This window comes from Rhizobium sp. SEMIA 4085 (assembly GCF_013004495.1).
Classification (GTDB): domain Bacteria; phylum Pseudomonadota; class Alphaproteobacteria; order Rhizobiales; family Rhizobiaceae; genus Rhizobium; species Rhizobium gallicum.
Map to the genome: position 1 here is coordinate 14,865 of NZ_JABEPH010000007.1, position 25,736 is coordinate 40,600.

Here is a 25,736-nt window from a genome sequence, read left to right on the forward strand (position 1 = left end):
ATGGCCGAACGGCACCAGCCTCGCGTCCTAACGATCCCGGCAGGTCTGCCTTTCCTGAAGACGCTTGCCGCGACGCTCTGCGACGGGGGACTGACACCGCTCTTCCGGCACGATCCGGACGATCCGCTTTCGCTCTCCAAAGTAACGATCTACCTGCCAACGCGTCGCGCCGCCCGCGTGCTGCGTTCGCATTTCGTCGATCTTCTCGGCGGCCGTTCGGCGATCCTGCCGGTTATCCGGCCGCTCGGCGAGACGGATGACGACAGCGGCTATTTCGAGGAGGCGCTGCCTGCAACGCTCGATCTCGCACAGCCGCTTTCGAATACGGCGCGCCTGCTGGAGCTTGCCCGCCTCATCCTCGCCTGGCGCAACAGGCTGCCAGAGATCGTGCGGCGTATCCACGCCGATTCGCCCTTGGCGGCGCCGGCGAGCCCGGCAGACGCGATCTGGCTCGCACGCAATCTTGCCGAACTGATCGATTCCATCGAGACCGAGGATCGCGAGTGGTCGGAAATCTCGAAACTCGATGCCGAAGATCACGCTCTGTGGTGGCAGTTGACGGCCGAATTTCTGCAGATCGCCATCGCTTTCTGGCCGGAACGGCTTGCAGAACTCGGAAAATCGTCACCGGTACGCCATCGCAATGCAATCCTGCGTGCGGAAGCCCACCGGCTCGCAACGGCAAAACCTGGCGGACCGATTATTATTGCCGGGTCCACCGGCTCGATGCCGGCAACGGCCGACCTCATCGCTGCCGTCGCCAATCTGCCCGAGGGCGTGATCGTCCTTCCGGGCCTCGATCTATCCATGCCGGATGCGCATTGGCAGATGGTCGCACCAGAGATTACCGCTGGGGGGCGGACCAACCCCGCCAGCCGAAGCCACCCGCAATATGGCCTTTCGTCCCTCCTCAAACGGCTGAACCTCACGCGCGGCGACGTCGTTGCGATCGAGGAGGCCGAACACGATCTGCATCGCCGCGCAGAAATTCTTTCCCGTGCGCTCGCTCCAGCGGAAGCGACGGATAATTGGGGCGAATGGAAGAAAGAACTCCCCGACGATGCATTGGCGGCTGCCTTTGCCGATGTCTCGCTGATCGAAGCCACAAACGAACGTGAAGAAGCGACGGCGATCGCCATAGCCTTGCGGCTGGCACTGGAGCAGCCGGGACGAAACGGCGACAGCCAGACAGCGCTTATCACACCGGACCGCAATCTGGCACGGCGCGTGATGGCAGAGCTCTCCCGTTTCGGCATCCTGGCCGACGACTCGGCAGGTACGCCACTTGCGGCCATGCTGCAGGGAACACTCCTTCAATTGCTCCTCGAGGCAACCCTCCGGCCCGGCGATCCAGTCACCATCGTTGCATTGCTCAAGCATCCGCTGGCCCGCTTCGGCCTCGAACGCGGCGCGCTCGCCCAAGCCGTCCAAGCACTCGAACTGCTCGCCCTGCGTGGCGGTGTTGCCGCGGTTGATATCAGCGCGTTGGAGCCTTTGCTGGAGCATCAACTTTCAGAGCAGGCAAGGGACAGACACGCGCCGAATTGGCGCAGGTCGCTGCCACCGGAAGCGGTGGAGCAAGCGCGAAACCTTGCCCGGCGGATGTCGAATGCGACCGAACCGCTGGCATCCGCGCTTGTCGCGCACCGCCCGGATGGCCGTGGGCTGACGGCCAGCTTCACTCTTTCCGATTGGGCGGAGCGGACCGGACGTGCACTCGAAGCTGTGGCAATCGATGAACGCGGCAACCTCGCCAATCTCTGGGCTGGTGAAGCGGGGGATTCACTTGCAAGCCTGCTCGCAGAGGTGATCGAGACGGAGGGCCAGATCGAAGCCGATGGACCGCAATGGATCGATATCATGGCGGCGCTTTCGGCCGGCCAGGCGGTCAAGCCACGCGCGCTCAGCCATCCAAGAGTCTTCATTTTCGGCACGTTGGAGGCGCGTCTGCAAAGCGTCGACACGCTGATCCTGGGTGGACTGAATGAAGGCTCCTGGCCTGGCCAAACGGCCAACAATCCCTTCATCTCGCGCACGATGAAGACGGAAATCGGCCTCGAGCCGCCGGAGCGGCGCATCGGTCAACTGGCCCATGACTTCGTAATGGCGAGCGGAACACGGCATCTGATCTATTCGCGCTCGCTGCGGCAAGGCTCGACGCCGACGGTCGCTTCGCGCTGGCTTCAGCGGCTCTTGGCGCTGGGCGGCGAGGCTTTCGAAAGGGAACTGAAAGCACGCGGCGACCGCTTCGTGCATTGGGTAAGCCTGCTGGACGAGAGCAAGAGCCAAACACCCGCGCAACGCCCCTCGCCTACACCGCCCCTTGAATTGCAGCCGAAATCCTATTCCTTCAGCGAAGTTGGCCGCCTGCGCCGCGATCCTTATGCCATCTATGCCCGGCGCATCTTGCGGCTTGACCCCGTGGATCCCTTCAATCGCGATCCAGGTGCTGCGGAACGCGGAACGCTCTATCACACGATCATCGACCGCTTTGTCCGTGAAGGACATGTCGCCGGTACCCCGGAAGCCGCGCAAGCCATGGAAACCATTCTGATGGAGCTCTTCGACATGGAGCGCCTGCCGTCGCACATTGATGCAGTATGGCGTCCGCGTTTCAGGGAGGTGGCGCGCGCATTCCTCGAATGGGAAGCCGAACGCCGACCGGCGATCCGCAAGACTTATACGGAAGTGCGCGGCGGCGTGGAACTCGAACCGATCAATATCCGGTTGACAGGCGTTGCCGATCGCATCGATGTGACGGGGCCAAACGCTGCCGACATCATCGACTACAAGACCGGCTACAATCCATCGCCCGCACAGGCGCGCGCGCTTCTCGATCCGCAGTTGGCGCTCGAGGCCGCGGCGCTCCGCGCCGGCGCCTTTCGCGACGTCGGAAGTCTGACGCCGCAGGATCTCATTTATGTGCGCCTTCGGCCCGGCAGCCGTTTCGACACCGATGTCGTCAACAATGAAACTTCCACCCGAAGCGACAAGGCAAAATCGGCCCTCGATCTGGCAGAGGAATCGATCGATCAATTGGTCAAATTCGTGTCTCTTCTGCAATCCGGCGAACGTGGCTTCACTTCACGGTTAATTCCCGCGCAGCAGTTCGATTTCGGCGGTGATTACGATCACCTTGCCCGCGTTTCCGAATGGTCGACGGCCGAAAACGAAGAAGGAGGCGGCGATGAGTGATCCGACCGCACTTCCGCAAGGGGACGATCCGGGCATGTGGATCAGCTGGACGACGATCCAGCAGTCGATTGCCTCCGACCCGTCGCGGTCAGCCTGGGTTTCGGCCAATGCCGGTTCCGGCAAGACGCATGTGCTGACGCAGCGCGTCATCCGCCTTCTGCTTTCCGGTGCGCGGCCCTCGGCCATCCTCTGCCTCACTTATACCAAGGCCGCCGCATCCGAAATGTCGAATCGTGTCTTCGCACGTTTGGCCGAGTGGGCGGTGCTGCCGGACGAGGAACTCAAAAACCGCATTACGCAGATCGAAGGCGAAACGCCGGATCGGCTCAAGCTTGCCGAAGCGAGACGGCTTTTTGCCAAGGCGCTGGAAACGCCGGGCGGGCTGAAAATCCAGACCATCCATGCCTTTTGCGAGGCATTACTGCATCAGTTTCCATTGGAGGCCAATGTCGCCGGACACTTCTCGGTTCTCGACGATCGTGCCGCAGCGACATTGCTCGCCGATGCCCGCCGCTCGCTCTTGACCGCGACGACACCCGACCAGGATCCCGAGCTTGCCGATGCCTTCTCCTATATTCTCAATCTCGGTGACGAGACCGGGTTGGAAACACTACTCGGCGAGATCGTCGCCAGCCGTAACGCCATTCGCCGCTTCATTTCCTCGGCCGAGCAACGAGGCGGGATTGCGGCCACGCTGCGCAGGGAACTGCAACTATCCGCCGACGAAACAGAGGCCCAGATCACCTCGCGATACTGGCCGCTGCCGGGTCTCTTCGGCCTGACGTTCGATCTTTACCTGACATTGACAGCCCAAAAGGGCGGCGCGAAAGCGCAGGAAGTCGCCTATGGCTTGCGGCAGGCTTCCAACGAGCGCAATGCGACTAAGCGCGCCGAATTGCTGGAAAAAATATTCCTGACGGCGAAGGGCGAACCCAAGTCGGATTCGCAATTCACCGTTAAAGCCATGCTCTGCGATGCACCTGAGCTTGCAGATGCGATCGCTGAAGCGCGCGCGCATGTCGTCGCCTGCCGCGACCGCCTCAAGATCATGCGGATGTTCAATGCCACGCATGCAGCGATGATCCTCGCTGACCGGCTGAACCGGGACTATGACGACCTGAAAAAGCAGCGCAGTCAGCTGGATTTCGAAGATCTCATCACGCGCACCGCGGATCTGCTGACGAAAAGCGGCGTCGGGCCTTGGATTCATTATAAGCTCGACCAGGGCATCGATCACATTCTGGTCGATGAAGCGCAGGATACGAGCCCAATCCAATGGAGCGTGATCCAGTCGCTGGCGGAAGATTTCTTTTCCGGCGAAAGTGCGCGGCCGGTCGTGCGGACGCTGTTTGCCGTCGGCGACGAGAAGCAATCGATTTATTCCTTCCAGGGCGCGCGCCCGGAACGTTTCTCCGAGGAGAGCGAACGTACGAGGAGGCGGGTCTCGGCAAGCGGTCAAATGTTTTCGTCCGTGCGCCTGCCCCTTTCCTTTCGCTCGACATCCGACGTTCTCGCTGCGGTCGACCATATCTTCACATCGTCCGAAAACGCGCGAGGCCTCAGCGCCGTCGAAGAACCGGTCGTTCACCGATCTAGCCGCATCGGTCACCCAGGTGCCGTCGATCTCTGGGAGATGATCGCCCCCGAAGCCACCGTTAAGGACGAAGACTGGACAGCGCCCTTTGACGCGACTCCCGAAAGCGCGCCAGCTGCTATTCTTGCGCGGCGGATGGCCCATACGATCGAGCGGCTTGTCGGCCATGAGACGATCGTCGACAAGGGCAAGGAGCGTCTTATTCGGGCGGGTGATATCCTTGTGCTCGTCCGCAAGCGCGATGCCTTCGTCAATGCCCTGACCCGCGCACTGAAACGGCGCAACAATATTCCGGTCGCGGGCGCAGACCGCCTCAGGCTGACCAGCCATATCGCTGTTCAGGACTTGCTGGCGCTTGGCCGCTTCCTCTTGTTGCCGCAGGATGATCTTTCACTGGCGGCGGTGCTCAAGAGCCCGCTGTTCGACCTATCGGAAGACGATATCTTCGCACTCGCTGCGCTGCGTAGCGACAATGCAAGCGTGTGGACTCACCTGCAGCAATTCGCACTCGACGGTCACGAGCGTTATGCGACCGTGACAGAAAAGCTCACGCTCCTTCTTCATCAATCGCGAAACCTCTCCGTTCACGACTTTTACGCGCGTCTGCTTGGCGTTCACGGCGGCCGGCGGCAGTTTCTCGCGCGTCTCGGCACCGAGGTCAGCGATATTCTGGACGAGTTCCTCACATTCACGATTGATCACGAAAGCTCGGGCTTGCCCGGCCTGCAATCCTTCATCTCAGCGCTGGAACTCGAAGCGCCCGAAGTGAAGCGTGAGCAGGACAAGGGCCGCAACGAGGTTCGGATCATGACCGTGCACGCTTCTAAGGGGCTGGAAGCACCGATCGTTTTTCTTGTCGACGGCGGCTCCAAAGCTTTCACGCATACCCACATGCCGAAACTGCGCCTGCTCGAAACAAATGCAGAAACCCCTCCAATACCTGTCTGGGTTCCGGTCAGCGGCCTTGCCAATTCGATGACGCAAGCCGATGCGGCACGACTTCAGAAATTGGCGGAAGAGGAATACCGGCGGCTGCTCTATGTAGCGATGACACGCGCCGCCGACCGGTTGATTGTTTGCGGTTATCGCGGTGTCAGGGCAAACAGCGATACTTGGCACATGATGATTTCATCAGCGATGGCAGACAGTCACCCACATGTTACACCGGCAAGCTTCGAAGGACCGGATGGTGAATGGCAGGGCGTGAAATGGCGCGTGCCGCAAGTGGGCCGCACGTTCGAGCGCTCAGAGAAGCTGGAAGACTGGAACGAGCGCGAGGCCTTGCCCTCCAGCATTCTCCGGCCGCTCCCGCCGCAAAGGCAGTTGCCGAGACCTCTCAGCCCATCCGGCGCCGGAACCATCATCGATGAGCAGGCGGATGACCTGTTGATCAATTCGCCGCTCTTTGCGGAAAAAACACGCTCCGACAGGTCGTTGGAAAAGGGGCGTCTGATCCACCGCATGCTCCAGACTCTACCGGACATCGCTCCAGCCGAGAGAGCGGACGCGGCGGCGCGTTACGCAAGCCGCGCTGCACGTTTCTGGCCCGAAACCGAACGGCAGAGATTGATCGATTCGGTGCTGAAACTAATGACGGAAGACAGCCTTCAGGCGATCTTTGCAGTGCACACGCAGCCGGAAGTCTCGATCATGGGGACGCTCACCTTGAAGGGGGGCCACTATGCCGTTTCCGGCCGTGTCGATCGCTTGGCCGTATTCGACGATCGCGTCGTCGTTCTCGACTATAAAACCAATCGCGTGCCGCCCGCGACCCAAAAGGACATTCCCTCTGCGCATCAGGCGCAGCTTGCGATCTACCGCGAGATCCTGGCGCCGCTCTATCCGGGCAGGCGCATCGATTGCATGCTGGTCTATACCGAGAACGCCACTGTCTATACGTTGAGCGGGCGGGAGCTCGAAATGGCGCTTGCAGGACTCAAAACAAAGTGAAATACCGGACATTGAAAGTTCGGCACCGCACCATCACATGTGGATCAACAGTAAATTCCGCTAAAGGAGCAGCCTATGGCTACCGTGAAAGTCGATATCAACAACTTCCAGTCGGAAGTTCTGGAATCTGCAGAACCCGTCGTCGTTGATTTTTGGGCTGAGTGGTGCGGTCCGTGCAAGATGATCGCTCCGAGCCTTGAGGAAATTGCAACCGAACTCGCAGGCAAGGTTAAGGTCGCTAAGCTTAATATCGATGAAAACCCGGAACTGGCAGCCCAGTTCGGCGTCCGCTCGATCCCCACGCTTGCCATTTTCAAGGCTGGTGAAGTTGCCGATATCAAGGTCGGCGCTGCTCCGAAGACCGCTCTTTCGAGCTGGATTTCGAACGCCGCGTGATTTCATTGCATATTGAGAGAAAAAGCCCGGCTCTGACCGGGCTTTTTTCATTTCGGGGGTATTTCGTTGTCAGCAAGAACATCGCCGACCGGAGCCTGCGGATCAAGGACCTCCTCGATCGTGTCCAGCGCTTCACCGACGGGCCCGACATCGACCCGGATTTCGGCACCGGCCGGGACATGTGCGACAAGGCGACCCGCTGAAGCTCTGGCCATCGACGGAATTCATAGCCTTTCCATCATCGCTTCGGTGACGACAAAACCTGCTGGCTTGACGGCGCGGATTGCTGCTGCGGCGTCGGTATATGGCGGCCGGGAAGGCGCGGCAACTCAGATCGGCGAGACCGAATTCGTCCTGATAGACGAGGCGGCCATGTTTTTCATGCGCCATGTAATCCTGGCCGAAGAGAGCGGTCGGGCGATTGCATGAGCCGAAGTAGCTTCGTAGCGAAACTGCCTGAGTCCTGCGATTGCCTGCCGCCCGTTAAGTGTGAAAGCTCCTGCTCACCATTGCAACGATGATCTCATAGAGTTCGTCTTGAGCTTGTTCGATGGTGATTTGTCCCGTCGCAGCGGCATGAGATAACGAATCGGCCGCCCCGAGCACCGCCCAGAAGCTTGACTGCATGATGCCCTTTGGGCCCGTGAACGGCGCCAACGCCTTTCGGCATTTCTCGATGAACGCCAGTTGATAGTCGCGTTTGACGGCCTCCAGTTCGGGGGAGCCCGCAAGTCCGGCCAACACGCCGGGAATCTCGCGACCCTGGGCCAGCACGCATTCGACATAGGACGAAGCGATGACCCTTGCGGTTTTTTCCAAGATCGGCGCGCAGGCTTCGAGCGCGGCGTCGATCACCGCCGTCTGGCGCGCGTCGAAGTCCTGATAGAGAGCCGTCAACAGGCCGTTGCGGGTACCGAAATGGCTGTAGATTACGGGCTTTGTAACGCCGGCCTCGTCCGCCATGCGCGGCAGCGTCAGGGCATCGGTGCCTTCTTCGCGCGCGAGCCGCCACGCCACGTCGAGAAGCTGGCATAGCCGCTGGTCACGGCTCAAACGGACGCGCTTCGGGATCTGCGTGTCATCGGGTGTGCTTGACATCTCTATATACCAAATGTAACTTACTTAAAGTATATAGATACAACCCTTCCAACGCAACCATCCGCTGGTCTTTCGTCAGCGGCCGAAGCGGCACGCCTGCGCGCGCCGTTCGCAGAAGGAATTTACCCAATGACCGATATGGCACTTCCAAGCTCCGTGAACAGAAAGGCATGGCTCGGCCTCATGGCCGTGCTGCCGCTGGTCCTGCTCGTCGCAATGGACGGCTCGATTCTCTACCTCACCATGCCGCACGTCACGTCCGCCCTGACGCCGACAGCCGACCAGGCGCTCTGGATTCTCGACATCTACGGCTTCGTGGTCGGCTCCCTGCTGATCGTCTTCGGCAATATCGGTGACCGCTATGGGCGGCTCAAGCTCATTATGGTGGGCGCGGTGGTATTCGGTGCGGGATCGCTCGGCGCGGCCTATTCGCAATCTCCATTGATGCTGATCGCCGCACGGGCGCTCATGGGGCTGGGCGGTGCGACATTGCTGCCGTCGGGGCTGGCAATCGTCAGCGCCCTGTTTCCCGATCCGCGGCTGCGCGCGCGGGCCATCGGCATCTTCGCCGCGACATTCGCAGCCGGCTTCGCCATTGGTCCCCTTATCGGCGGCATGTTGCTCAGGCAGTTCAAGTGGGGCGTCGTGTTCCTCATTAATGTCCCCGTCGTGCTCGCCTTCCTCATCGTCGCGCCGATCCTGCTTCGCGAGGTCCGCTCGACGACCTATGGTCGGATCGACCTGCCGAGTCTCCTGCTGTCGTTCGCCGGCATCCTGCTGTTCACCTGGTCGCTCAAGTTCGCCGCAGCCGAGGGTATTACGGCGGCGCAGTCCGCCGGCGGGATCATCGGCATTCTTGCCCTCGTGCTGTTCCTACGCCGACAGACCCGCATCGACTATCCGCTGCTCGATCTCAGCCTATTTCGAGATCGCGTTTTCTCCATCGCGATCCTGACCGGACTTTTATCCCTCGTCGTCTGGTCTGTCGCCGGCTACCTGTCCGGGATCTATCTGCAATCGGTGCTCGGCTTCGATGTCTTCACCACGGCGCTGCTGACGCTGCCGGGGGCCATCGTGCTGACTGCGACATGCGTAGGCACCGCTCGCATCGTGGAGTGGATCGGCCGCAAGACTGCTCTTGTGGCGACGCATCTACTGATAGGCGCAGGCGTCATCTTACTGCTGCTTACAAGCACTGAGGTTGGTGGCGCGGCCTTCATCGCATCAACGCTCATCGCCGGCATCGGCTACGGACTGTCGTTCAGCCTCGTGGCCGAGGTCGCTGTCTCGGCGGTTTCGCCCGAACGGGCCGGCGCGGCCGGATCCATCGCGGAAACCAGCAACGAGCTGGGAAATGCGCTCGGCATCACTCTGCTCGGATCGCTGGCCGCCCTGAGCTTCCGCCTGCTTGGTCCCGGCGTAGCGGGCACGCTCAACGAGACCCTGGATCGGCCAGGCCTTCCCCCTGAGACCGTCGCACAGGCCAAAGAAGCCTTCCTTACCGGGTTGCATGTCGCAGTCGGAGTCGGAGGGTTGCTCATGCTTGTCGTCGGAATCATTGCGTGGCTCTGGCTGCCAAGAAACCTGCCGAAATAGTGATCCGTGGTGTCGCGAAAATCCCCGATTGAAGCGATAGTTTTGCGACGTGGTTTACGTCGTCACAAGAATAGGCATTCTGCGACAATTGAGTCTGCAGAATGCTTCCACATTTCGGTTTCATTTCGGGGGTGTTTCGTTGTCAGCAAGAACATCGCCGACGAGATAGAGCGACCCGCCGATCAGGATTCTGGGCGCCGGAGCTTGCGGATCAAGGATCTCCTTGATCGCGTCCAACGCTTCACCGACTGTGGCCTTCGGCTCTGCAACAAGGCCGGCATCATAGGCAGAATTTGACAGGATCACCGGATCGATCATCGCCTCGCTGCCACGGATCGGTACGCAGAAGACCTTTTCCGCAAGCCCGACGAAGGCCCTGAAATAGCCGACCGGGTCCTTGGTATTGATCATGCCGGTTATGAGGTAGAGCGGCCGCGGCTGCTTTTCCTCGAAATTCGCCATGGCCTCGGCGATAACTTCGCCAGCACCGGGATTATGGCCTCCATCGATCCAGATTTCGGCACCGGCCGGGGCGTGTGCGATAAGGCGGCCCTCGGTCAGCCGCTGAAGGCGACCAGGCCATTCGACGGAATTCATAGCCTTTTCCATCATCGCTTCGGTGACGACAAAACCTGCTGCCTTGACGGCGCGGATTGCTGCTGCGGCGTTGGCATATTGATGGCGGCCGGGAAGGCGCGGCAACGGCAGATCGGCGAGACCGAATTCGTCCTGATAGACGAGGCGGCCATATTCCTCATGCGCCATGTAATCCTGGCCGAAGACAGCGGTCGGGCAATGCAAGCGCTCGGCAGTCGACATCAAGACATCCAGGACTGCATCATATTCCTGATGACCGATCACCACGGCGTGCCCGGCCTTCATGATGCCGGCCTTTTCGGCCGCGATCAGTTCGACGCGGTCGCCGAGATAGGGCTGATGATCGAGCGAGATCGGCATGATAACCGAAACGGCCGGATCGGAGATGACGTTTGTCGCATCAAACCGTCCGCCGAGACCCACCTCGATGATTGCCGCATCGGCCGGGTGCTCGGAAAAGAGAAGAAAAGTCACCGCCGTCAAGATTTCAAAGACCGTGATTTTCTGGCCGGCATTCGCTTCAGCAACGCGCCGAAGCGCTTCTGCAAAAACCGAATCGTCGACAAACTTACCCCGGCCGCCCTTAAGACCGATCCGGTAGCGTTCATGCCAGTTGACCAGATGTGGCGAGGTATGGACATGGACGCCGTAGCCACCGGCTTCCAGCAATGCGCGGCAAAAGGCTGTAACCGAACCCTTGCCATTTGTTCCGGCGACATGAATGACCCGCGGCAGCCGGTTCTGCGGATTGCCGAGTACTTCGAGAAGGCGGGTGATGCGATCGAGCGAAAGATCGAAACCCTTGGGATGCAATCCCATGAGTTTGTCGATCTCCTGCGCTGCTTCACTCACTGCGGTCTGGCCCCTGGGTATCATTCAGCACCCCGCCCAAGCAGGTTTGTATCAATCAGGCGCTCGCTGCGATTGCGATCGTGCCGCCATTCACCGCAAGCGAGTTGGCGGGCTTGCGGGTCAGGATGCTCAGGACCCGCGCAAGCGTTTCCGGAATATCGTGCCGTTTGACGACCATGTCGACCATGCCGTGCTCGAGAAGGTATTCCGAGGTCTGGAAACCTTCCGGCAGCTTCTCGCGGATCGTCTGCTCGATGACGCGCTTGCCGGCGAAGCAGATTTCAGCGCCCGGCTCTGCCAAATGCAGATCACCCAGCATAGCGTAGGAAGCCGTTACGCCGCCCGTGGTCGGGTTAGTGAGAACGACGACATAGGGCTGGCCAGCTTCCTTGAGCATATCAACGGCAACGGTGGTGCGCGGCAGTTGCATCAGCGAAAGGATGCCTTCCTGCATGCGCGCGCCGCCGGAAGCCGGGAACATGACGAGCGGGCACTTTTCGGAAATCGCACGCTCGAAGGCTCTGACGATCGCCTCACCGGCAGCAATACCGAGCGAACCTCCCATGAAGTTGAACTCGTGCACGACGGCGACGAGTTTCAGCCCGCGAACCTTGCCAACGCCAGCGAGGATCGTGTCTTCCTGTTCTGTCTTGAGGCGGCTGTCTTTCAGGCGATCCGTGTATTTCTTGGAATCACGGAATTTCAGCGGATCCTGCGCGACCTTCGGCTGCGGCAGCGACTCGTATTCACCGTTGTCGAAAAGGTCGGCAAGGCGCGCCTTTGCCGGCATCTTCATGTGATAGCCCGAGGCCGGAATGACCCACTTGTTGTCTTCCAAATCCTTGTGGAAGACCATCTCGCCCGTTTCCGGGCACTTGATCCAGAGGTTCTCCGGCACTTCACGACGGCCCAGCATGGAATTGATGCGCGGGCGAACGTAGTTGGTGATCCAGTTCAAGTCGAAAACTCCTGATTGACTACAGCCAATGTGGGGACACTATTCGGCAGCAACAAGGCGCGCCGAACGCGTTCCGGATGAAAGACCACGGACGAGGGTGGCCACGGCCTGGACTGTATCTGCTGTGGCCTTTCCGTCGCTGCTCAGGCTCATCGCCACCTGATTGACGATGGCCGTACCAACCACGACGCCATCGGCGGAGCTGCCGATGACCTTGGCGTGATCGGCAGTCTTGACGCCGAAACCGACGCAAACGGGCAGATTGGTATGCTGCTTGATGCGCTTCACGGCCCCGGAGACCAGCGATGGATCAGGCAGGACCGAACCGGTGATGCCGTTCATCGAAACGTAGTAGACAAAGCCAGACGTGTTCTTCAGTACCGTCGGAAGGCGCTTGTCATCGGTCGTCGGCGTTGCCAGACGGATGAAATTGATGCCCTTCCTGATTGCTGGAATGCAAAGCTCGTCATCCATTTCCGGCGGAAGATCGACGACGATCAAGCCATCGATGCCTGATGCGAGCGCATCGTCCAGGAACTTCTCGACCCCGTAGATATAGATGGGATTGTAATAGCCCATCATCACGATCGGCGTCGCGTTGTCACCCTTACGGAAATCGGCTGCCAGCTGCAGCGTCTTCTTAAGCGTCTGTCCGCCCTTTAGCGCGCGCTGGCCAGCCATCTGGATTGCCGGGCCATCGGCCATCGGATCGGAGAACGGCATGCCGAGTTCGATGACATCAGAACCGGCTTCCGGCAACGCCTTCATGATGCCGAGCGAGGTCTCGTAGTCCGGGTCGCCGCCCATGAAATAGGTCACGAGCGCCGGACGGCCTTCAGCCTTCAGATCGGCAAAGCGTTTATCCATACGTGCGGTCATGACTTACACACCCATTCCCAGAATCTTGCCGACGGTGAAGATGTCCTTGTCGCCGCGGCCGGAGAGGTTCATCAGGATGATCTCGTCCTTGCCCATTCTCGGCGCGCGCTTGATGACTTCGGCCAGCGCATGCGACGGCTCAAGCGCCGGAATGATACCCTCGAGGCGGGTCAGCGTCTGGAAGGCATCGAGCGCCTCGTGATCCATGATCGGCACGTATTCGACGCGGCCAATATCGTTCAGATAGGAATGCTCGGGGCCGATGCCGGGATAATCGAGGCCGGCCGAAATCGAGTGGCCCTCCTTGATCTGACCATCACCGTCCTGGAGCAGATACGTGCGATTGCCGTGAAGGACACCCGGCGAGCCGGCCGTGATTGAAGCGCAGTGCTCATCGCCTTGCAAACCCTTGCCGCCGGCTTCGACGCCGACGATCTTTACGCCTTCGTCATCCAGGAACGGATGGAAGATGCCGATTGCATTCGAACCGCCGCCAACCGCAGCGATGACAAGATCCGGCAGACGTCCTTCGGCCTCCATCATCTGCTCCTTGGCTTCCGCGCCGATGACCGCCTGGAAATCGCGAACCATTTCCGGATAGGGATGCGGCCCGGCTGCGGTGCCGATCAGATAGTAGGTGTCATCGACATTGGTGACCCAGTCGCGCAGGGCTTCGTTCATCGCATCCTTCAGCGTGCCGTGACCTGCTGTCACCGGCTTCACCTCGGCGCCAAGCAGCTTCATGCGGAAAACGTTCGGCGCCTGGCGCTCGACATCCGTCGCGCCCATATAGACGACGCAGGGAAGGCCAAAGCGGGCGGCGACCGTTGCAGAGGCAACCCCATGCTGGCCCGCACCAGTTTCAGCGATGATGCGCGTTTTGCCCATGCGCTTGGCAAGCAGGATCTGGCCGATGCAGTTGTTGATCTTGTGCGAACCCGTGTGGTTCAGCTCTTCCCGCTTGAAATAGATCTTCGCGCCGCCAAGCTCGGCAGTCAGGCGCTCAGCAAAATAAAGCGGACTCGGACGGCCGATGTAGTGTCTGCCAAGATGTTTCAGTTCCGCCTGGAATTCCTGATCGTCCTTCGCCTTGTTCCATTCCTCCTGTAGATCGAGGATCAGCGGCATCAGCGTTTCGGCAACGAAACGGCCGCCATAGATGCCAAAACGGCCATCCTCATCGGGACCGGAACGGAAGGAATTCGGTTTTAGCGTCTGGTTCACTCTCAACTCCCTGAGACCGTTTCAGGCTCGCAAGCCTTCTCGACCGCATCGAAAAAATCATCGATCATGGCAACGCTCTTCACGCCGGGTGCACTTTCGACGCCGGAGGATACGTCGATGCCCGGCGCCTTGGTGATCGTCAGCGCCTCGGCGATGTTGTCCTTGTTCAGCCCACCGGAAAGCATGTAATCCACGCTATCGTCAAGCTGGCCGAGCAGGCTCCAATCGAAGGAAACCCCGTTGCCGCCCGGCAATTCGGACCCCTTCGGCGGCTTGGCGTCGAAGAGAAACCGGTCGGCTATCCCAATATAAGCCTCAACCCGCTTCAGATCATCGGCGCTGCGAACAGAGAATACCTTCATGATCGCGAGACCGTAGACGGCCTTTATCGTCAAGACGCGTTCCGGGCTCTCGTTGCCGTGAAGTTGGATCATGTCCGGCTTCAAAAGCGCTACGATTTCATCGAGTTCATCATTCGTCGGATCGACGGTGACGGCGACGATCTTGGCTTTGCCGCGGACAGCATCGGCAAGCTTTCCGGCAACGTCCGGCTCGATATAACGAGGACTTCTTTCGAAGAAGATAAAACCGATATGGTTCGCGCCGCGATACACCGCGCGCTCGATCGCTTCAGCGCTCTTCAGGCCGCAGATTTTGATATCGGGTTTCATGGCAGCGAAGTGACACGAAAAGGCAAAAGAGTCGAGCCAATTTGCGACTAAGGCTTAATTTCCCGCGGCTAAACGCTCAATCAAAGTCGATTGCGTGAAGCTGGCTTCCGTAGCGTTTCAGCCAGGTTTTCGCATCTTCCATATGCGGGCAGAGCTTTTGGCAAAGCGCCCAGAAATGCGGGCCGTGATTCATTTCTCTGAGATGCGCCACTTCGTGGGCCGCTAGATAATCGATCACCGAGGCCGGCGCCATGACGACGCGCCAGGAAAAGCTCAAATTTCCCTCCGACGAGCATGAGCCCCAACGGCTGCGCGTGTCTTTCATGGAAATCGACTTGATCGGCGCCTTGATCGAACGTGCGTGGAAGTGCGCGAGCCGCACGAGGTCAGAGCGCGCCTCCTTCTTAAGAAAGGTTGCGATCCGGCGGCCAAGATGTTCCGGTAGGCCGCTGACCTTCAGCACATGCCGGTCGCCAACCATGACTGCCTCGGTGAGGCCGCGCAGACTGCCGGTATGTTCGATCCGGTGCTTGATGCCGCGCAAAAGGATCTCGCCGCCATCGTGAAGGGTATTGTCGACGGAGAACTTTGCCAGTTTCGTCAACAGCCATCCCTGATGACGGTCGAGGAAGGCGTTGACCTCGCGCTGCGCAAGGCCCTTCGGAACCGTCATTTTCAGCGCTCTGCCGCCGGGCTCGATGCGCAGCGTAATACGGGTTGCGCGATCATGCTGCTTGATCGTGAGCGGCATCAGCCTGCCTGCGACGTCCAGCGTCCGCGTTTCGGGCGGGGCAGGTTTTCGTGCAGCAGTCCGTTGCGACTTGGAAAGGAGCGGAAACATAAGCGCTTTTTCTATACGATTCGCAACAAATCCGGGCAAAGAAAAACCGGCATCGCTGATGCCGGTCTGTTGATCATCTACTGACACGTTAAGGCGTCTGAAATTCGGCAACCGGGCCATTGTCATCGCGCTTTGCATTCTTTCGGTCGCGCATGAAACGGTCGAATTCGTCCTGATCCTTGGCGCGACGAAGCTCGCGCATGTAGGTATCGAATTCCTCGCGCATTTCATCGAGCTTACGGCGCTCTTCCTCGAGGCGGTCAAGCTCGGCCTTCCGCCAATCGTCAAAGGCGACGTTGCCGGTCGAAAAATGCGGGCGGTAGCGGCCATGCGAACGGCGGCAGCCGGCAAAAAAGCCGTCAGTCGCGTTGTTCGCTTCGCGCTTGAAACCGCGAAGCCGCTCGCCGAAGATGATATAGGCAAGCATGGCCAGGCCCAGAGGCCAGAAGACCACGAAGCCGAGCACCATCAACGCAACGGTAGCCGGAGTCCAATCCGGGCGAAGCAATGCTGACTGGTTCATCGTGCGGTATCCTCGCTTTCTGCGCCCGGCAGAATACCGAGCGCTGAAAATCGATGTGGTTACCGCTGGCCAACCCTTCAAGACGATTGCCCGCGAAATCGGACAAGGCCTTGAACAGGCAAGATTAAATCAGCATCCTCTAACTCAGGCGGATTTGCCGCCCCTGATGACGCGCTTGACGCTGAGTTTTCCAGAACGAGAGTGCTCGCGGACGAAGTTGACGATACGCGGCGCGATCTCGCGGCGGAAGCGTGATCCGTTGAAGACGCCGTAGTGGCCCACGTCGGGCTGAAGGTAGTGCATGCGCATGTCGTCGGGGATGTTGACACAGATCGTCTGCGCCGCCTTCGTCTGGCCCACACCGGAGATGTCGTCGTTCTCGCCTTCCACTGTCAGCAGCGCGACATTGCGGATTGCGGCCGGATCGACGCGCTTGCCACGATGAATCAACTCGCCCTTCGGCAGGGAGTGCTTCATGAACACCTGATCGACCGTTTGCAGGTAGAATTCCGCGGTCAGGTCCATCACGGCAAGATACTCGTCGTAGAAATCGCGGTGCTTTTCAGGCTCACCGTCGTTCTTCACGAGATGCATGAAGAACTCCTTGTGTGCGACCACGTGCCGGTCGAGGTTCATCGACATGAAACCCGAGAGTTGCAGGAAACCCGGATAAACCGGCCGCATGAAGCCTGGTTGTGGCCATGGCACATTCATGATGACGTTTTCGGCAAACCACGTCAGCGGTCTCTCTTCTGCGAGTTTATTGACCGCTGTCGGATTGATGCGAGTATCGATCGGTCCGCCCATCAGTGTCATTGACGACGGTGACAACGGGTCGTTTGCCTCTTCCATGACGGCGGCGGCGGCCAGCACAGGCACGGAGGGCTGACATACGGCAATGACGTGCGTATCGGGGCCGAGAAAATGCAGCATCTCGATGACATAATCAACATAGTCATCGAAATCGAAGGTTCCCTCCGTCATCGGCACCATGCGGGCATCGACCCAGTCGGTGATGTAGATATCGGCGCTCGGAAGCAGCGCTTCGACCGTACCGCGAAGCAGCGTTGCATAGTGACCGGACATCGGTGCAACGATTAAGATTCGGGGATCACGGTGGCCGGAAGGCGTGTTGCGCGCAAAATGCAAAAGATTGCAGAAAGCACGCGACCAGACGATCTCTTCACGCACTGCCACCTTGCTGTCGCCGACGACCGTTTCCTTCAATCCGAACTCCGGCTTGCCGTAGCGGCGCGTCGTCCGCTCGAACATCTCGAGACTTGCGGCGATCGTGCGGCCAAACGGCGTCTGCGAAAAAGGATTAAGCGGATTGGCATAAACAAGCCTCATCGCATCAGCGGCAGCGCGGAACGGCGCCATCGCTGCATGGTTCAATTCATAAAGCTGATAAAACATGAGTTGCGCCACCTTTCTTTTGCCGGAAAGGACAGCGCCGTCAGGCAGACCATCTACTTCTTTCCATCGTTTGCGGGCACTTCAATTGAGAGTAACAGGCTTATTTGTTGCATAGCAACAAATGCAGCCGTGTCGCGAAAAGAAATGCCGGGAAAAGTGATTCCCGGCAAATAATACACTCACATTTATTAAGGATCGGACAGCTTCAGCGATCCGCGACAAAGGTCTGCTTCTGCGTGCCGAGGCCTTCGATTCCGAGTTCGACGACATCGCCAGCCTTGAGGTAACGCGGCGGTTTCAAACCCATGCCCACGCCCGGCGGCGTACCGGTGGAAATGACATCGCCAGGCTGCAACGACATGAACTGGCTGAGATAAGAGACCAGATAAGCGACCCCGTAGACCATCGTCCTCGACGAGCCGTTCTGCATCGTCTGGCCGTTGACCTTCAGCCACATGCCGAGATTCTGCGGATCGGCGATCTCGTCCTTGGTAACGAGCCAGGGGCCAATTGGGCCAAAGGTGTCGCAGGATTTGCCCTTCGTCCACTGCCCGGAGCGTTCCGTCTGGAATGCGCGCTCCGAGACATCATTGGAGACGCAATAGCCGGCAACGTAGTCCAGCGCTTCGGCCTCGGTGACATATTTTGCGGTCTTTCCGATCACAACGCCGAGTTCGACCTCCCAATCAGTCTTTTCGGAACCACGCGGGATGACGACGTTATCGTTGGGACCGACGATCGCGGAGGTGGCCTTCATGAAAATGATCGGTTCCGGCGGAACTGTTGCGCCAGTTTCGGCAGCGTGATCAGAGAAATTCAGGCCAATACAGATGAATTTGCCCGTGCCTGCAACACAGGCACCGATGCGGCCCGGAGCCAATTCCGGAAGGCTTTTCGCGTCGAGCGCTGCGATTTTTGCCAGGCCGGCCGGCGAAATCGCCTCGCCAGCGACGTCGGAAACATGCGCCGAAAGGTCGCGGATCTTGCCATCGGAATCGAGTAGCGCCGGTTTTTCACGACCTGGTTCGCCAACGCGCATCAGCTTCATAAAATCTCCTCCTCATCGAAAACGGACTACCATCACCTATGGACCAGTCGACTAAGCGTGTCATTACGGCTTTTTGCTGAAGCGGTACGCATTGTTAAAAAATTCGCCGGAACTGAATTTGGCACGCCGGATTGAATGAAGGGAGAAGCATCTGCGGCGACGGGTTTGCTTGCAAAGTTCTGTTCGCGGGCAATATCATTCGCTCCAGCCCCTCAACCACTATCCGGAAACAAGATGACCGAAGCCAATAGCCGCACATCCGAATATCCGATCGATGCGATGTTTCTCGATCGCTGGTCGCCACGTGCTTTCACGGGCGAAACCATAGCCGAAGAGCAATTGCTGACGATCCTTGACGCAGCTCATTGGGCGCCATCTTCCGGCAACCAGCAGCCTTGGCGCTTCATCTACGCCCTTAGGGGCACGGAACATTTCGAGAAGCATCTTAGCCTGCTCGTGGAATCGAACCAGGAATGGGCAAAAAATGCTTGCGCGCTGATCTTCGTTGTCTCACGCAGTTTTAGTGGCGCTTTCTCGGAGAACAAACCGCGCTATACGCATTCGTTCGACGCTGGTGCCTCGTGGGGGCATCTCGCCCTCCAGGCACGCTTTTCCGGCTTCTACGCCCATGGCATGGGCGGAATCAAACATGACGAAATCAGGCTAGCCTTCGCCATTCCGGAAGGCTATCGCGTCGAGGCCGGAATAGCCATCGGCCGCCTTGGCGACAAGAGCGTTCTGTCGGAGCGCAACCAGGCACGCGAAGTGCCAAGTCAGCGCATGCCGCTTGCGGAGGTGGCCTTCAACGGAAAATTCGTTGCTAATTGATTCTGTGAAAGAAAAAGGCGCCATGAACGCGCCTTTTTGTACAAGAAATCAATTAGATATCGAGATTTGCAACGCTGAGCGCGTTATCCTGAATGAATTCGCGGCGCGGCTCGACTTCGTCGCCCATCAGCCGGGCGAAAAGGCCATCCGCATCCGTCGCGTCGTTTACCTTGACCTGTAGCAGCGAACGGGCGTTCGGGTCGAGCGTCGTCTCCCAGAGCTGCTCGGCATTCATTTCGCCAAGGCCCTTGTAGCGCTGCATCGTCAGTCCCTTGCGGCCGCTTGCAAAAATTGCATCGAGCAGAGCGCGCGGACCGGAAATTTCGGTATCTCCGTCGCGGCGCGAAAGCGCCGGTGGGCTCTGGTAGATTTCTTTGAGGCGCGACGAGAGCTGATCAATCTGTCGCGCATCCTGCGATCCAATCAGCGCCATGTCGAGCACGACGACTTCCTTGACGCCGCGCACCATTCGCTCAAGCCGCAACCCGCCTTCGCTGGTCAGGCCGCCTTCCCAGCCGCGCTCGGTTTCCTCGGCGATGATGTCTAGTCGCTTGGCGACGTCAGTCGCGAGCTGTTCGGCCCTGGCACGATCGCTGACCGCTTCGGCGTTCAGTGCCCCGGCGATTGCCGCCTGCTCAACGACAGCGCGATTGTAACGGGAATGCAGGTTTTCGAGCAACGCACGCAGGCGCAATGCATCGAGGATAACTTCGCGCAGATCCTGACCGGCGCGGACTTCGCCGCTTGCGAGCCTCAGCGCCGCATCCTCAAGGCCCTGGCCGATCAGATAATCTTCTAGCGCCTTTTCGTCTTTCACGTACTGAACGGACTTGCCGCGCGAAACCTTGTAGAGCGGCGGCTGGGCGATGTAGAGATGGCCGCGCTCGATCAGCTCCGGCATCTGACGGAAGAAGAATGTCAGCAGAAGCGTGCGGATGTGGGCACCGTCGACGTCGGCATCCGTCATGATGATGATCTTGTGGTAGCGAAGCTTGTCGGCGCTGAACTCGTCTTTGCCGATCCCCGTGCCGAGCGCGGTAATCAACGTGCCGATTTCCTGGCTGGAGAGCATCTTGTCGAAGCGGGCACGCTCGACATTGAGAATCTTGCCTCGCAGAGGCAGGATCGCCTGGTTTTCACGGGAACGTCCCTGTTTTGCAGAGCCGCCCGCGGAGTCACCCTCGACGAGGAAGACTTCGGACTTCGCAGGGTCGCGCTCGGAGCAATCGGCAAGCTTGCCAGGCAGCGAGGCGATATCGAGCGCACCTTTGCGGCGCGTCAGTTCGCGGGCCTTACGAGCCGCTTCGCGGGCCGCGGCGGCCTCTACGACCTTGCCGACGAGCACCTTGGCCTCGCTCGGATGCTCTTCAAACCATGTGCTGAGCGCTTCATTGACGAGGCTTTCGACCACCGGACGGACTTCCGAGGAAACCAGCTTGTCCTTCGTCTGCGACGAGAACTTCGGATCCGGCACCTTCACCGAAAGGACAGCCGTCAGGCCCTCGCGGCAGTCTTCGCCCTGGAGTGTGACTTTCTCCTTCTTGGTAATACCGGAGCTATCGGCATAGGACACAACTTGGCGCGTCAGCGCGGCGCGGAAGCCGGCCATATGCGTGCCGCCGTCGCGCTGTGGAATATTGTTGGTGAAGCAGAGCACATTTTCATGATAGCTGTCGTTCCACCACATTGCGACTTCGACGGTAATTCCGTCCTTTTCGCCGCGAATGGAGACAGGCTTGTCGACCAGAGGTTTCTTGGCACGATCGAGATAGGAAACGAAGGCCTCTAGGCCGCCGTCATAACGCATTTCTTCCTGCTTGATGTCCGAATGACGCTTGTCTGTCAGCAAAATGCGGACACCGGAATTCAAGAAGGCAAGCTCGCGAAGGCGGTGCTCCAGCGTGCCGTAATCGAAGTCCGTCATCGTGAAGGTTCCGGTGCTCGGCATGAAGCTGACTTCCGTGCCTGTGTCGCTGCCCGCCTCACCCGTCACCTTGAGCGGCGCATCGGCAACGCCATGCGTGAAGCTCATTTCATGAATCTTACCCTGCCGGCGGATCTTCAGTTTCAGCCAGACCGACAGCGCGTTGACGACCGAGACGCCGACGCCATGCAAGCCGCCGGAAACTTTGTAGGAATTCTGGTCGAACTTACCGCCGGCATGAAGCTGCGTCATGATGACTTCGGCTGCGGAAACACCTTCGCCGGTGTGTATATCCGTTGGAATACCGCGGCCGTTGTCGGTCACGGTGACCGAGCCGTCGGGGTTGAGCGTGACGGTGACGATGTCGGCATGGCCGGCCAGCGCCTCGTCAATTGCGTTGTCGACGACCTCATAAACCATGTGATGCAGGCCGGAACCGTCGTCGGTGTCACCGATATACATGCCGGGGCGCTTACGCACGGCATCAAGTCCCTTGAGGACCTTGATGGAATCCGCGCCATATTCGGTGCTAACGCCGTTTTCCGTCGCTGGTATATCGGTCATGCTGTCTTTGAATTTCCCTGTTGTAGGAGCCCGGAGAGCCTTGCGAATCACCGGCCTTTTTCATTTCGGAATATAGGGTTTTTGGACGCCATTCCCAATGGCAGAGCCTGGGAATCCGGCATAAAGCAGGGGATTATGACGCTTTTCCGTCAGCTTTGCCGAGATTTTCAAGCGTAGCGGCGAGCTCGGCCAAAGCTGCACTGTCAAGGTTGCGAATCCGGCCCGCCAAACGATTGGCAAAAGCCGTATATTCGGGGGGGAGACCTGCGGTATCAATCACCACGCGCGGGTCCGATGCGCGGGCGAGCAGGAAGAGTTCCTCAGCTTCATCCCAGATGATGTTGAAATAGCCGGCGATCCGCTGAAGCAGGTCGAAGGTCGGCAAGCCGCGTTTTCCATGTTCGAGTGCGGAGAGATAGGCAGGCGAGACGTTGAGCGCCGCTGCCATCTGCTTTTGCGACACGCCTTTGCGCGCCCGAAGCTTTCGAACAGCTTCGCCGAACGGCGTCATGACCTGTCCCCCTGCCGCCGGGAGAGCCGGATATAAAGCGCGCCCTCGCCGCCGTGGTGGTGCGCAGCCGCTTCGTAAGACGAGATCAGATAGCGGAATTCCGGCTTCGAAAACCAGAGCGGTACAGCCCGTTTCAACGCACCTTCGCTCCCCATCGAACTGCCCTTGCCGGTGATCACCAGCACATGCCGCATGCCGCGCTCGTGCGCGCGGATGAGGAAATCGAGAAGCATGACGTGGGCTTGGCTTTGCACGAGGCCGTGGAGATCGATACGCGCCTCTAGTGCCAGCCGGCCTTTGGCGATCTTGCGTTTGACGGGCCGCTCCAGTGGATGGTGGGTGCCGGAAGGCTGCTTCGCTGCCGCGGGCAGCGCTGCAGCTTGCATTTCCGTGTCGGCAGATGATTTCTGTACGGCATTCGCGACCTCGGCTTCGGTTTCCACAAGAAAGGCATCGAGTTCAGTCAACTCGCCCTTCTTGCCGGCGAGCGGCCGCGTACTGCGCGCAACCTTGCCCCATAGAATTCGCTCGTCCGTGCTGAGCTTGCGGTCTCGCGTCATCAGCCGAACCTTCCAGCCGCAGCGTTCGGAATGAGGATGGCAAAGTCCGCGTCGTTGCGCACCGTACCCGCCAATTCGCCCGCTTCATCGCCGGAACCCGTAAAAATATCGCCACGCGCAGGACCGACGATCGCGGAGCCAGTGTCCAAGGCAAGCATCAAACGCTGGAACGGCCTACCCTTATCAAGATGGGTCAGGCTTTCGGAACGGATGAAGAAGGGAAAACCGAAGGTATGTATCAGGCGGTCGACGGCAAGCGACCGTCCGGCGACCAACGGCACTTTCGCTGCAGCAACTGGTCCAGCTTTAGACGCGGCAACCGGCGCCTCGCGGAAGAAAATATAGGACCGATTGTGCCAGAGAACATCATCGACCTGCTCTGGATGCGCTGCGAGCCAGGCGCGAATCGACTGCATGGAAATGTTCGCACGGTCGATTTCGCCGCGGTCGACCAACAGCTTGCCGATGGCGGAGAAAGGATGCCCGGCCTTTGCCGTATATGTGATACGCGCCTTCCGTCCATCCGGGTAGCGCAATCGCGCCGCGCCCTGCACATGCACGAAGAAGACATCGACCTTGGATTTCGCCCAGGCGATTTCAAGGCCTCGACCGTCGAGGAAGCCTTGGTCGATCGCTTGCCGGTCGGGATAGGCGCTTATCTCTCCATCCTGGAGGCGACCAAAGGCATAGGATGAATCGAGGCCTACGGGGCGGTTGCTATTGTCGAGCTCGATCAGATCATCGGGTCGCCGGTAGAACGGGAAGCGATAAGTAGAATCGAGCTTGTCGGAAACGGCGATTTCCGGTTCGTAAAAAGCGGTAACGAAACCCCGGCCACCGTCCAGTTTTTTGATAAAGAACGGCCGACAGTTCTGCTCAAAGAAGGATCGGGCTTCCGAAGCAGATGCGGGTTTCGCATTTCGGGCTGCCTTAAGCAGAGGCAAAAGATCGTCGGTGCTCAGGCCGAGCGATCCGGTGCGGTAGGGTTTCGTGCCGGTAACTTGGCTGCGGCACGCTTCCATGACTTCAAAAAGGCTGGAGGGATCATCATCCTTCCAGCCCTTGAGTTCATCGAAACCGGCAGCTTGCAGAACGAAGCCCGCTTTATCGTCACTCATGTTTCCGATTCGGTCGCCACGAGTTTCCAATTGGGATCGCGCGATCGCGTATCGCGGGCAAAGGTCCAGATATCGTTGACTTCGGCAACGTTCTCGACATCGCCTTCTATCAGCTTGTCAGCTTTGTCGTAGGTCGCGGAGATCAGCTGGCTGGCGATACGGATCGTAATCTGTGCCTCGCTGCCTTTGACTTCCACCTGTGTGATGTCCGCCTTATCGATGCCGACAAAGGTGGATTTCACTTTCTCGCCCTTGGCCTCGCGATCTGCGATGGCCGCATCAAAACCGTCATAGACCTCGCGGGACAAAAGATTCTTCAACGTCTTTCTGTCACCGTCGGCATAAGCCATGACGATCATTTCGTAAGCCATCTTCGCGCCGTTCAAAAATTCCTTAGGTGCGAAGGCTGGGTCGGCTTTACTGAGCGCACGCAGGGGCTCATTGAGCGGCGTACCGGGGGCCGCAAAAGCGTCGACCACTGCAAAGCGGCCTTCTTCCTCTGCAGGCGTATCGCGGCGCGGAAGCGTCACGACCTTGCCGGCATCGGAATGCTCAGGACCGGCGGCATCGCGCGGCGTAAAGAGATCGCGCGGCGGCTTCTCATTTCCCGTGCGGCGTCCCAGAACACTGCGGAGCTGGAAAAAAATCAGCACCGCCGCCACAAGGAAAAACAAAGTGATGAAGTCGTTTGAACTCATATCGTGCCGCAGCCACCGTTAACATCTATGATTTGTACTCCCATATAGTCCGCATAGACAGATGATTCAAATAGCCGCAATCTTGCGATTGCCATTGAGGCCCGGCGAGCGCCGGTTGGAGAGACGATGCGACTTGCAATGCTACCAGGTTTTGTGCTGCTGCTGCCGCTGGCGGAGATAGCGGGCTTCGTAATCGTCGGGCGCGCAGTCGGCCTACTGGCAACCCTTGGTCTCGTCGTGCTGAGCGTTGTGATCGGCATGGCTCTGCTTCGTCGCCAGGGGATCGGCATCCTGCAGCGTATGTCGAGCGAGGGGAGAAACGGCGTAATACCTGGCCGGGAGCTTCTGCGGCCAGCCATGCTCGTCATCGCGTCGCTGCTTCTCATCGTTCCGGGATTTATTTCGGACATTATCGCCATCGCGCTTTTCATCCCGGCCGTTCGTGATCTTGCCTGGAACTACATCCGCAAGCGATTCGTTATCGTTGAGGCGGCGAGAGGCTCTAGCGCGTCGCGATCGTCCGGATTCAGCAACCAATCCAAGCCGGATTCAAAAGTTGTTGATCTTGACGAGGACGATTATCGCCGCGAGCCTAACGACAAGTCTCCCTGGTCAGGCAAGCGGCTCGGGGAGTAGAGACCGATTCGCCCAGGGTTGTAAGCCTTTTCCCGAAATGTTAGATGGCTGCAACATCC

21 protein-coding genes and 1 pseudogene are annotated in these 25,736 nt (G+C 59.2%); 6 read left to right on the forward strand and 16 right to left on the reverse strand.

The window, feature by feature from the left end:
* From addB to trxA, 3 genes are all read left to right on the forward strand, one after another.
* Entirely contained in the window at window positions 1–3,195 is a 3,195-nt protein-coding gene (gene addB / locus C9413_RS01800; RefSeq protein ID WP_039843419.1) for a double-strand break repair protein AddB, read from the forward strand.
* A complete protein-coding gene (addA, locus tag C9413_RS01805; protein WP_039843418.1) occupies window positions 3,188–6,739 on the forward strand; it encodes a double-strand break repair helicase AddA in 3,552 nt (1,183 codons plus the stop codon). Before addB ends, addA begins: the two co-directional genes overlap by 8 nt.
* Window positions 6,740–6,814: 75 nt before the next feature.
* A complete protein-coding gene (trxA, locus tag C9413_RS01810; RefSeq protein ID WP_022718427.1) occupies window positions 6,815–7,135 on the forward strand; it encodes a thioredoxin in 321 nt (106 codons plus the stop codon).
* 92 nt (window positions 7,136–7,227) lie between these two features.
* Here the strand turns inward: trxA and C9413_RS32985 are convergent.
* Window positions 7,228–7,552 (reverse strand): annotated as a pseudogene (locus C9413_RS32985) (bifunctional folylpolyglutamate synthase/dihydrofolate synthase); the annotation flags it as partial.
* A gap of 66 nt (window positions 7,553–7,618) precedes the next feature.
* On the reverse strand, window positions 7,619–8,233 hold the full coding sequence (locus tag C9413_RS01825; protein WP_039843415.1) for a TetR/AcrR family transcriptional regulator: 615 nt from the start codon (window positions 8,231–8,233) through the stop codon (window positions 7,619–7,621).
* 129 nt (window positions 8,234–8,362) lie between these two features.
* Here C9413_RS01825 and C9413_RS01830 point away from each other — a divergent pair, with 129 nt between their 5' ends.
* Window positions 8,363–9,829 (forward strand): MFS transporter, encoded by a 1,467-nt coding sequence (locus tag C9413_RS01830; RefSeq protein ID WP_039843414.1) that lies wholly within the window; start codon window positions 8,363–8,365, stop codon window positions 9,827–9,829.
* A 120-nt stretch (window positions 9,830–9,949) separates the two neighbouring features.
* Here the strand turns inward: C9413_RS01830 and C9413_RS01835 are convergent, their stop codons facing one another.
* The 9 genes from C9413_RS01835 to C9413_RS01875 all read right to left on the reverse strand — a co-directional run bounded on the left by C9413_RS01835 (window position 9,950) and on the right by C9413_RS01875 (window position 18,838).
* A complete protein-coding gene (locus C9413_RS01835; protein WP_039843413.1) occupies window positions 9,950–11,302 on the reverse strand; it encodes a folylpolyglutamate synthase/dihydrofolate synthase family protein in 1,353 nt (450 codons plus the stop codon).
* Between the two features lie 31 nt (window positions 11,303–11,333).
* Window positions 11,334–12,236 carry an acetyl-CoA carboxylase, carboxyltransferase subunit beta gene (gene accD, locus C9413_RS01840; RefSeq protein WP_039843412.1) on the reverse strand — a complete coding sequence of 301 codons (903 nt, stop codon included), beginning with the start codon at window positions 12,234–12,236 and terminating at the stop codon, window positions 11,334–11,336.
* A gap of 39 nt (window positions 12,237–12,275) precedes the next feature.
* Window positions 12,276–13,115 (reverse strand): tryptophan synthase subunit alpha, encoded by an 840-nt coding sequence (gene trpA, locus C9413_RS01845; protein ID WP_039843411.1) that lies wholly within the window; start codon window positions 13,113–13,115, stop codon window positions 12,276–12,278.
* Window positions 13,116–13,118: 3 nt separating this feature from the next.
* Window positions 13,119–14,339: a tryptophan synthase subunit beta gene (gene trpB, locus C9413_RS01850; RefSeq protein WP_039843410.1), complete on the reverse strand. Its 1,221-nt coding sequence runs from the start codon at window positions 14,337–14,339 to the stop codon at window positions 13,119–13,121.
* Window positions 14,340–14,341: 2 nt separating this feature from the next.
* Window positions 14,342–15,010 carry a phosphoribosylanthranilate isomerase gene (locus tag C9413_RS01855; RefSeq protein ID WP_039843409.1) on the reverse strand — a complete coding sequence of 223 codons (669 nt, stop codon included), beginning with the start codon at window positions 15,008–15,010 and terminating at the stop codon, window positions 14,342–14,344.
* A gap of 76 nt (window positions 15,011–15,086) precedes the next feature.
* Window positions 15,087–15,851: a SprT family zinc-dependent metalloprotease gene (locus C9413_RS01860; RefSeq protein WP_039846551.1), complete on the reverse strand. Its 765-nt coding sequence runs from the start codon at window positions 15,849–15,851 to the stop codon at window positions 15,087–15,089.
* 88 nt (window positions 15,852–15,939) lie between these two features.
* Window positions 15,940–16,374 carry a DUF2852 domain-containing protein gene (locus C9413_RS01865; RefSeq protein ID WP_039843408.1) on the reverse strand — a complete coding sequence of 145 codons (435 nt, stop codon included), beginning with the start codon at window positions 16,372–16,374 and terminating at the stop codon, window positions 15,940–15,942.
* Between the two features lie 144 nt (window positions 16,375–16,518).
* Complete coding sequence (gene phaZ / locus C9413_RS01870) at window positions 16,519–17,790, reverse strand: polyhydroxyalkanoate depolymerase (RefSeq protein WP_039843407.1); 1,272 nt, start codon at window positions 17,788–17,790, stop codon at window positions 16,519–16,521.
* A gap of 205 nt (window positions 17,791–17,995) precedes the next feature.
* Complete coding sequence (locus C9413_RS01875) at window positions 17,996–18,838, reverse strand: fumarylacetoacetate hydrolase family protein (RefSeq protein ID WP_039843406.1); 843 nt, start codon at window positions 18,836–18,838, stop codon at window positions 17,996–17,998.
* 234 nt (window positions 18,839–19,072) lie between these two features.
* On the opposite strand from C9413_RS01875, the gene C9413_RS01880 reads away from it, so the two are divergent.
* Window positions 19,073–19,666, forward strand: coding sequence for a nitroreductase family protein (locus tag C9413_RS01880; protein ID WP_039843405.1), 594 nt, complete (start codon window positions 19,073–19,075; stop codon window positions 19,664–19,666).
* Window positions 19,667–19,718: 52 nt separating this feature from the next.
* Here the strand turns inward: C9413_RS01880 and gyrB are convergent, their stop codons facing one another.
* The 5 genes from gyrB to C9413_RS01905 all read right to left on the reverse strand — a co-directional run bounded on the left by gyrB (window position 19,719) and on the right by C9413_RS01905 (window position 25,041).
* Window positions 19,719–22,154: a DNA topoisomerase (ATP-hydrolyzing) subunit B gene (gene gyrB, locus C9413_RS01885; RefSeq protein WP_039843404.1), complete on the reverse strand. Its 2,436-nt coding sequence runs from the start codon at window positions 22,152–22,154 to the stop codon at window positions 19,719–19,721.
* 133 nt (window positions 22,155–22,287) lie between these two features.
* Window positions 22,288–22,665, reverse strand: coding sequence for a helix-turn-helix domain-containing protein (locus C9413_RS01890; RefSeq protein WP_022718415.1), 378 nt, complete (start codon window positions 22,663–22,665; stop codon window positions 22,288–22,290).
* Window positions 22,662–23,225, reverse strand: a complete 564-nt coding sequence (locus tag C9413_RS01895) for a Smr/MutS family protein (RefSeq protein WP_039843403.1) — start codon at window positions 23,223–23,225, stop codon at window positions 22,662–22,664. Before C9413_RS01895 ends, C9413_RS01890 begins: the two co-directional genes overlap by 4 nt.
* Complete coding sequence (locus tag C9413_RS01900; protein ID WP_039843402.1) at window positions 23,225–24,343, reverse strand: murein transglycosylase A; 1,119 nt, start codon at window positions 24,341–24,343, stop codon at window positions 23,225–23,227. Before C9413_RS01900 ends, C9413_RS01895 begins: the two co-directional genes overlap by 1 nt.
* Complete coding sequence (locus tag C9413_RS01905) at window positions 24,340–25,041, reverse strand: Tim44/TimA family putative adaptor protein (RefSeq protein ID WP_039843401.1); 702 nt, start codon at window positions 25,039–25,041, stop codon at window positions 24,340–24,342. The genes C9413_RS01900 and C9413_RS01905 overlap by 4 nt, the downstream gene beginning before the upstream one ends.
* Before the next feature lie 126 nt (window positions 25,042–25,167).
* Here C9413_RS01905 and C9413_RS01910 point away from each other — a divergent pair, with 126 nt between their 5' ends.
* Window positions 25,168–25,677, forward strand: coding sequence for an FxsA family protein (locus C9413_RS01910; protein ID WP_039843400.1), 510 nt, complete (start codon window positions 25,168–25,170; stop codon window positions 25,675–25,677).
* Window positions 25,678–25,736: the final 59 nt, after the last annotated feature.

Excerpts from the sequence above, each read along its gene's own strand:
- addB (WP_039843419.1), top strand. The coding sequence starts at position 1 with ATGGCCGAACGGCACCAGCCTCGCGTCCTAACGATCCCGGCAGGTCTG.
- addA (WP_039843418.1), top strand. The coding sequence starts at position 3,188 with ATGAGTGATCCGACCGCACTTCCGCAAGGGGACGATCCGGGCATGTGG.
- trxA (WP_022718427.1), top strand. The coding sequence starts at position 6,815 with ATGGCTACCGTGAAAGTCGATATCAACAACTTCCAGTCGGAAGTTCTG.
- C9413_RS01825 (WP_039843415.1), bottom strand. The coding sequence starts at position 8,233 with ATGTCAAGCACACCCGATGACACGCAGATCCCGAAGCGCGTCCGTTTG.
- C9413_RS01830 (WP_039843414.1), top strand. The coding sequence starts at position 8,363 with ATGACCGATATGGCACTTCCAAGCTCCGTGAACAGAAAGGCATGGCTC.
- C9413_RS01835 (WP_039843413.1), bottom strand. The coding sequence starts at position 11,302 with ATGATACCCAGGGGCCAGACCGCAGTGAGTGAAGCAGCGCAGGAGATC.
- trpA (WP_039843411.1), bottom strand. The coding sequence starts at position 13,115 with ATGACCGCACGTATGGATAAACGCTTTGCCGATCTGAAGGCTGAAGGC.
- C9413_RS01855 (WP_039843409.1), bottom strand. The coding sequence starts at position 15,010 with ATGAAACCCGATATCAAAATCTGCGGCCTGAAGAGCGCTGAAGCGATC.
- C9413_RS01860 (WP_039846551.1), bottom strand. The coding sequence starts at position 15,851 with ATGTTTCCGCTCCTTTCCAAGTCGCAACGGACTGCTGCACGAAAACCT.
- C9413_RS01865 (WP_039843408.1), bottom strand. The coding sequence starts at position 16,374 with ATGAACCAGTCAGCATTGCTTCGCCCGGATTGGACTCCGGCTACCGTT.
- phaZ (WP_039843407.1), bottom strand. The coding sequence starts at position 17,790 with ATGTTTTATCAGCTTTATGAATTGAACCATGCAGCGATGGCGCCGTTC.
- C9413_RS01875 (WP_039843406.1), bottom strand. The coding sequence starts at position 18,838 with ATGAAGCTGATGCGCGTTGGCGAACCAGGTCGTGAAAAACCGGCGCTA.
- C9413_RS01880 (WP_039843405.1), top strand. The coding sequence starts at position 19,073 with ATGACCGAAGCCAATAGCCGCACATCCGAATATCCGATCGATGCGATG.
- gyrB (WP_039843404.1), bottom strand. The coding sequence starts at position 22,154 with ATGACCGATATACCAGCGACGGAAAACGGCGTTAGCACCGAATATGGC.
- C9413_RS01890 (WP_022718415.1), bottom strand. The coding sequence starts at position 22,665 with ATGACGCCGTTCGGCGAAGCTGTTCGAAAGCTTCGGGCGCGCAAAGGC.
- C9413_RS01895 (WP_039843403.1), bottom strand. The coding sequence starts at position 23,225 with ATGACGCGAGACCGCAAGCTCAGCACGGACGAGCGAATTCTATGGGGC.
- C9413_RS01900 (WP_039843402.1), bottom strand. The coding sequence starts at position 24,343 with ATGAGTGACGATAAAGCGGGCTTCGTTCTGCAAGCTGCCGGTTTCGAT.
- C9413_RS01905 (WP_039843401.1), bottom strand. The coding sequence starts at position 25,041 with ATGAGTTCAAACGACTTCATCACTTTGTTTTTCCTTGTGGCGGCGGTG.
- C9413_RS01910 (WP_039843400.1), top strand. The coding sequence starts at position 25,168 with ATGCGACTTGCAATGCTACCAGGTTTTGTGCTGCTGCTGCCGCTGGCG.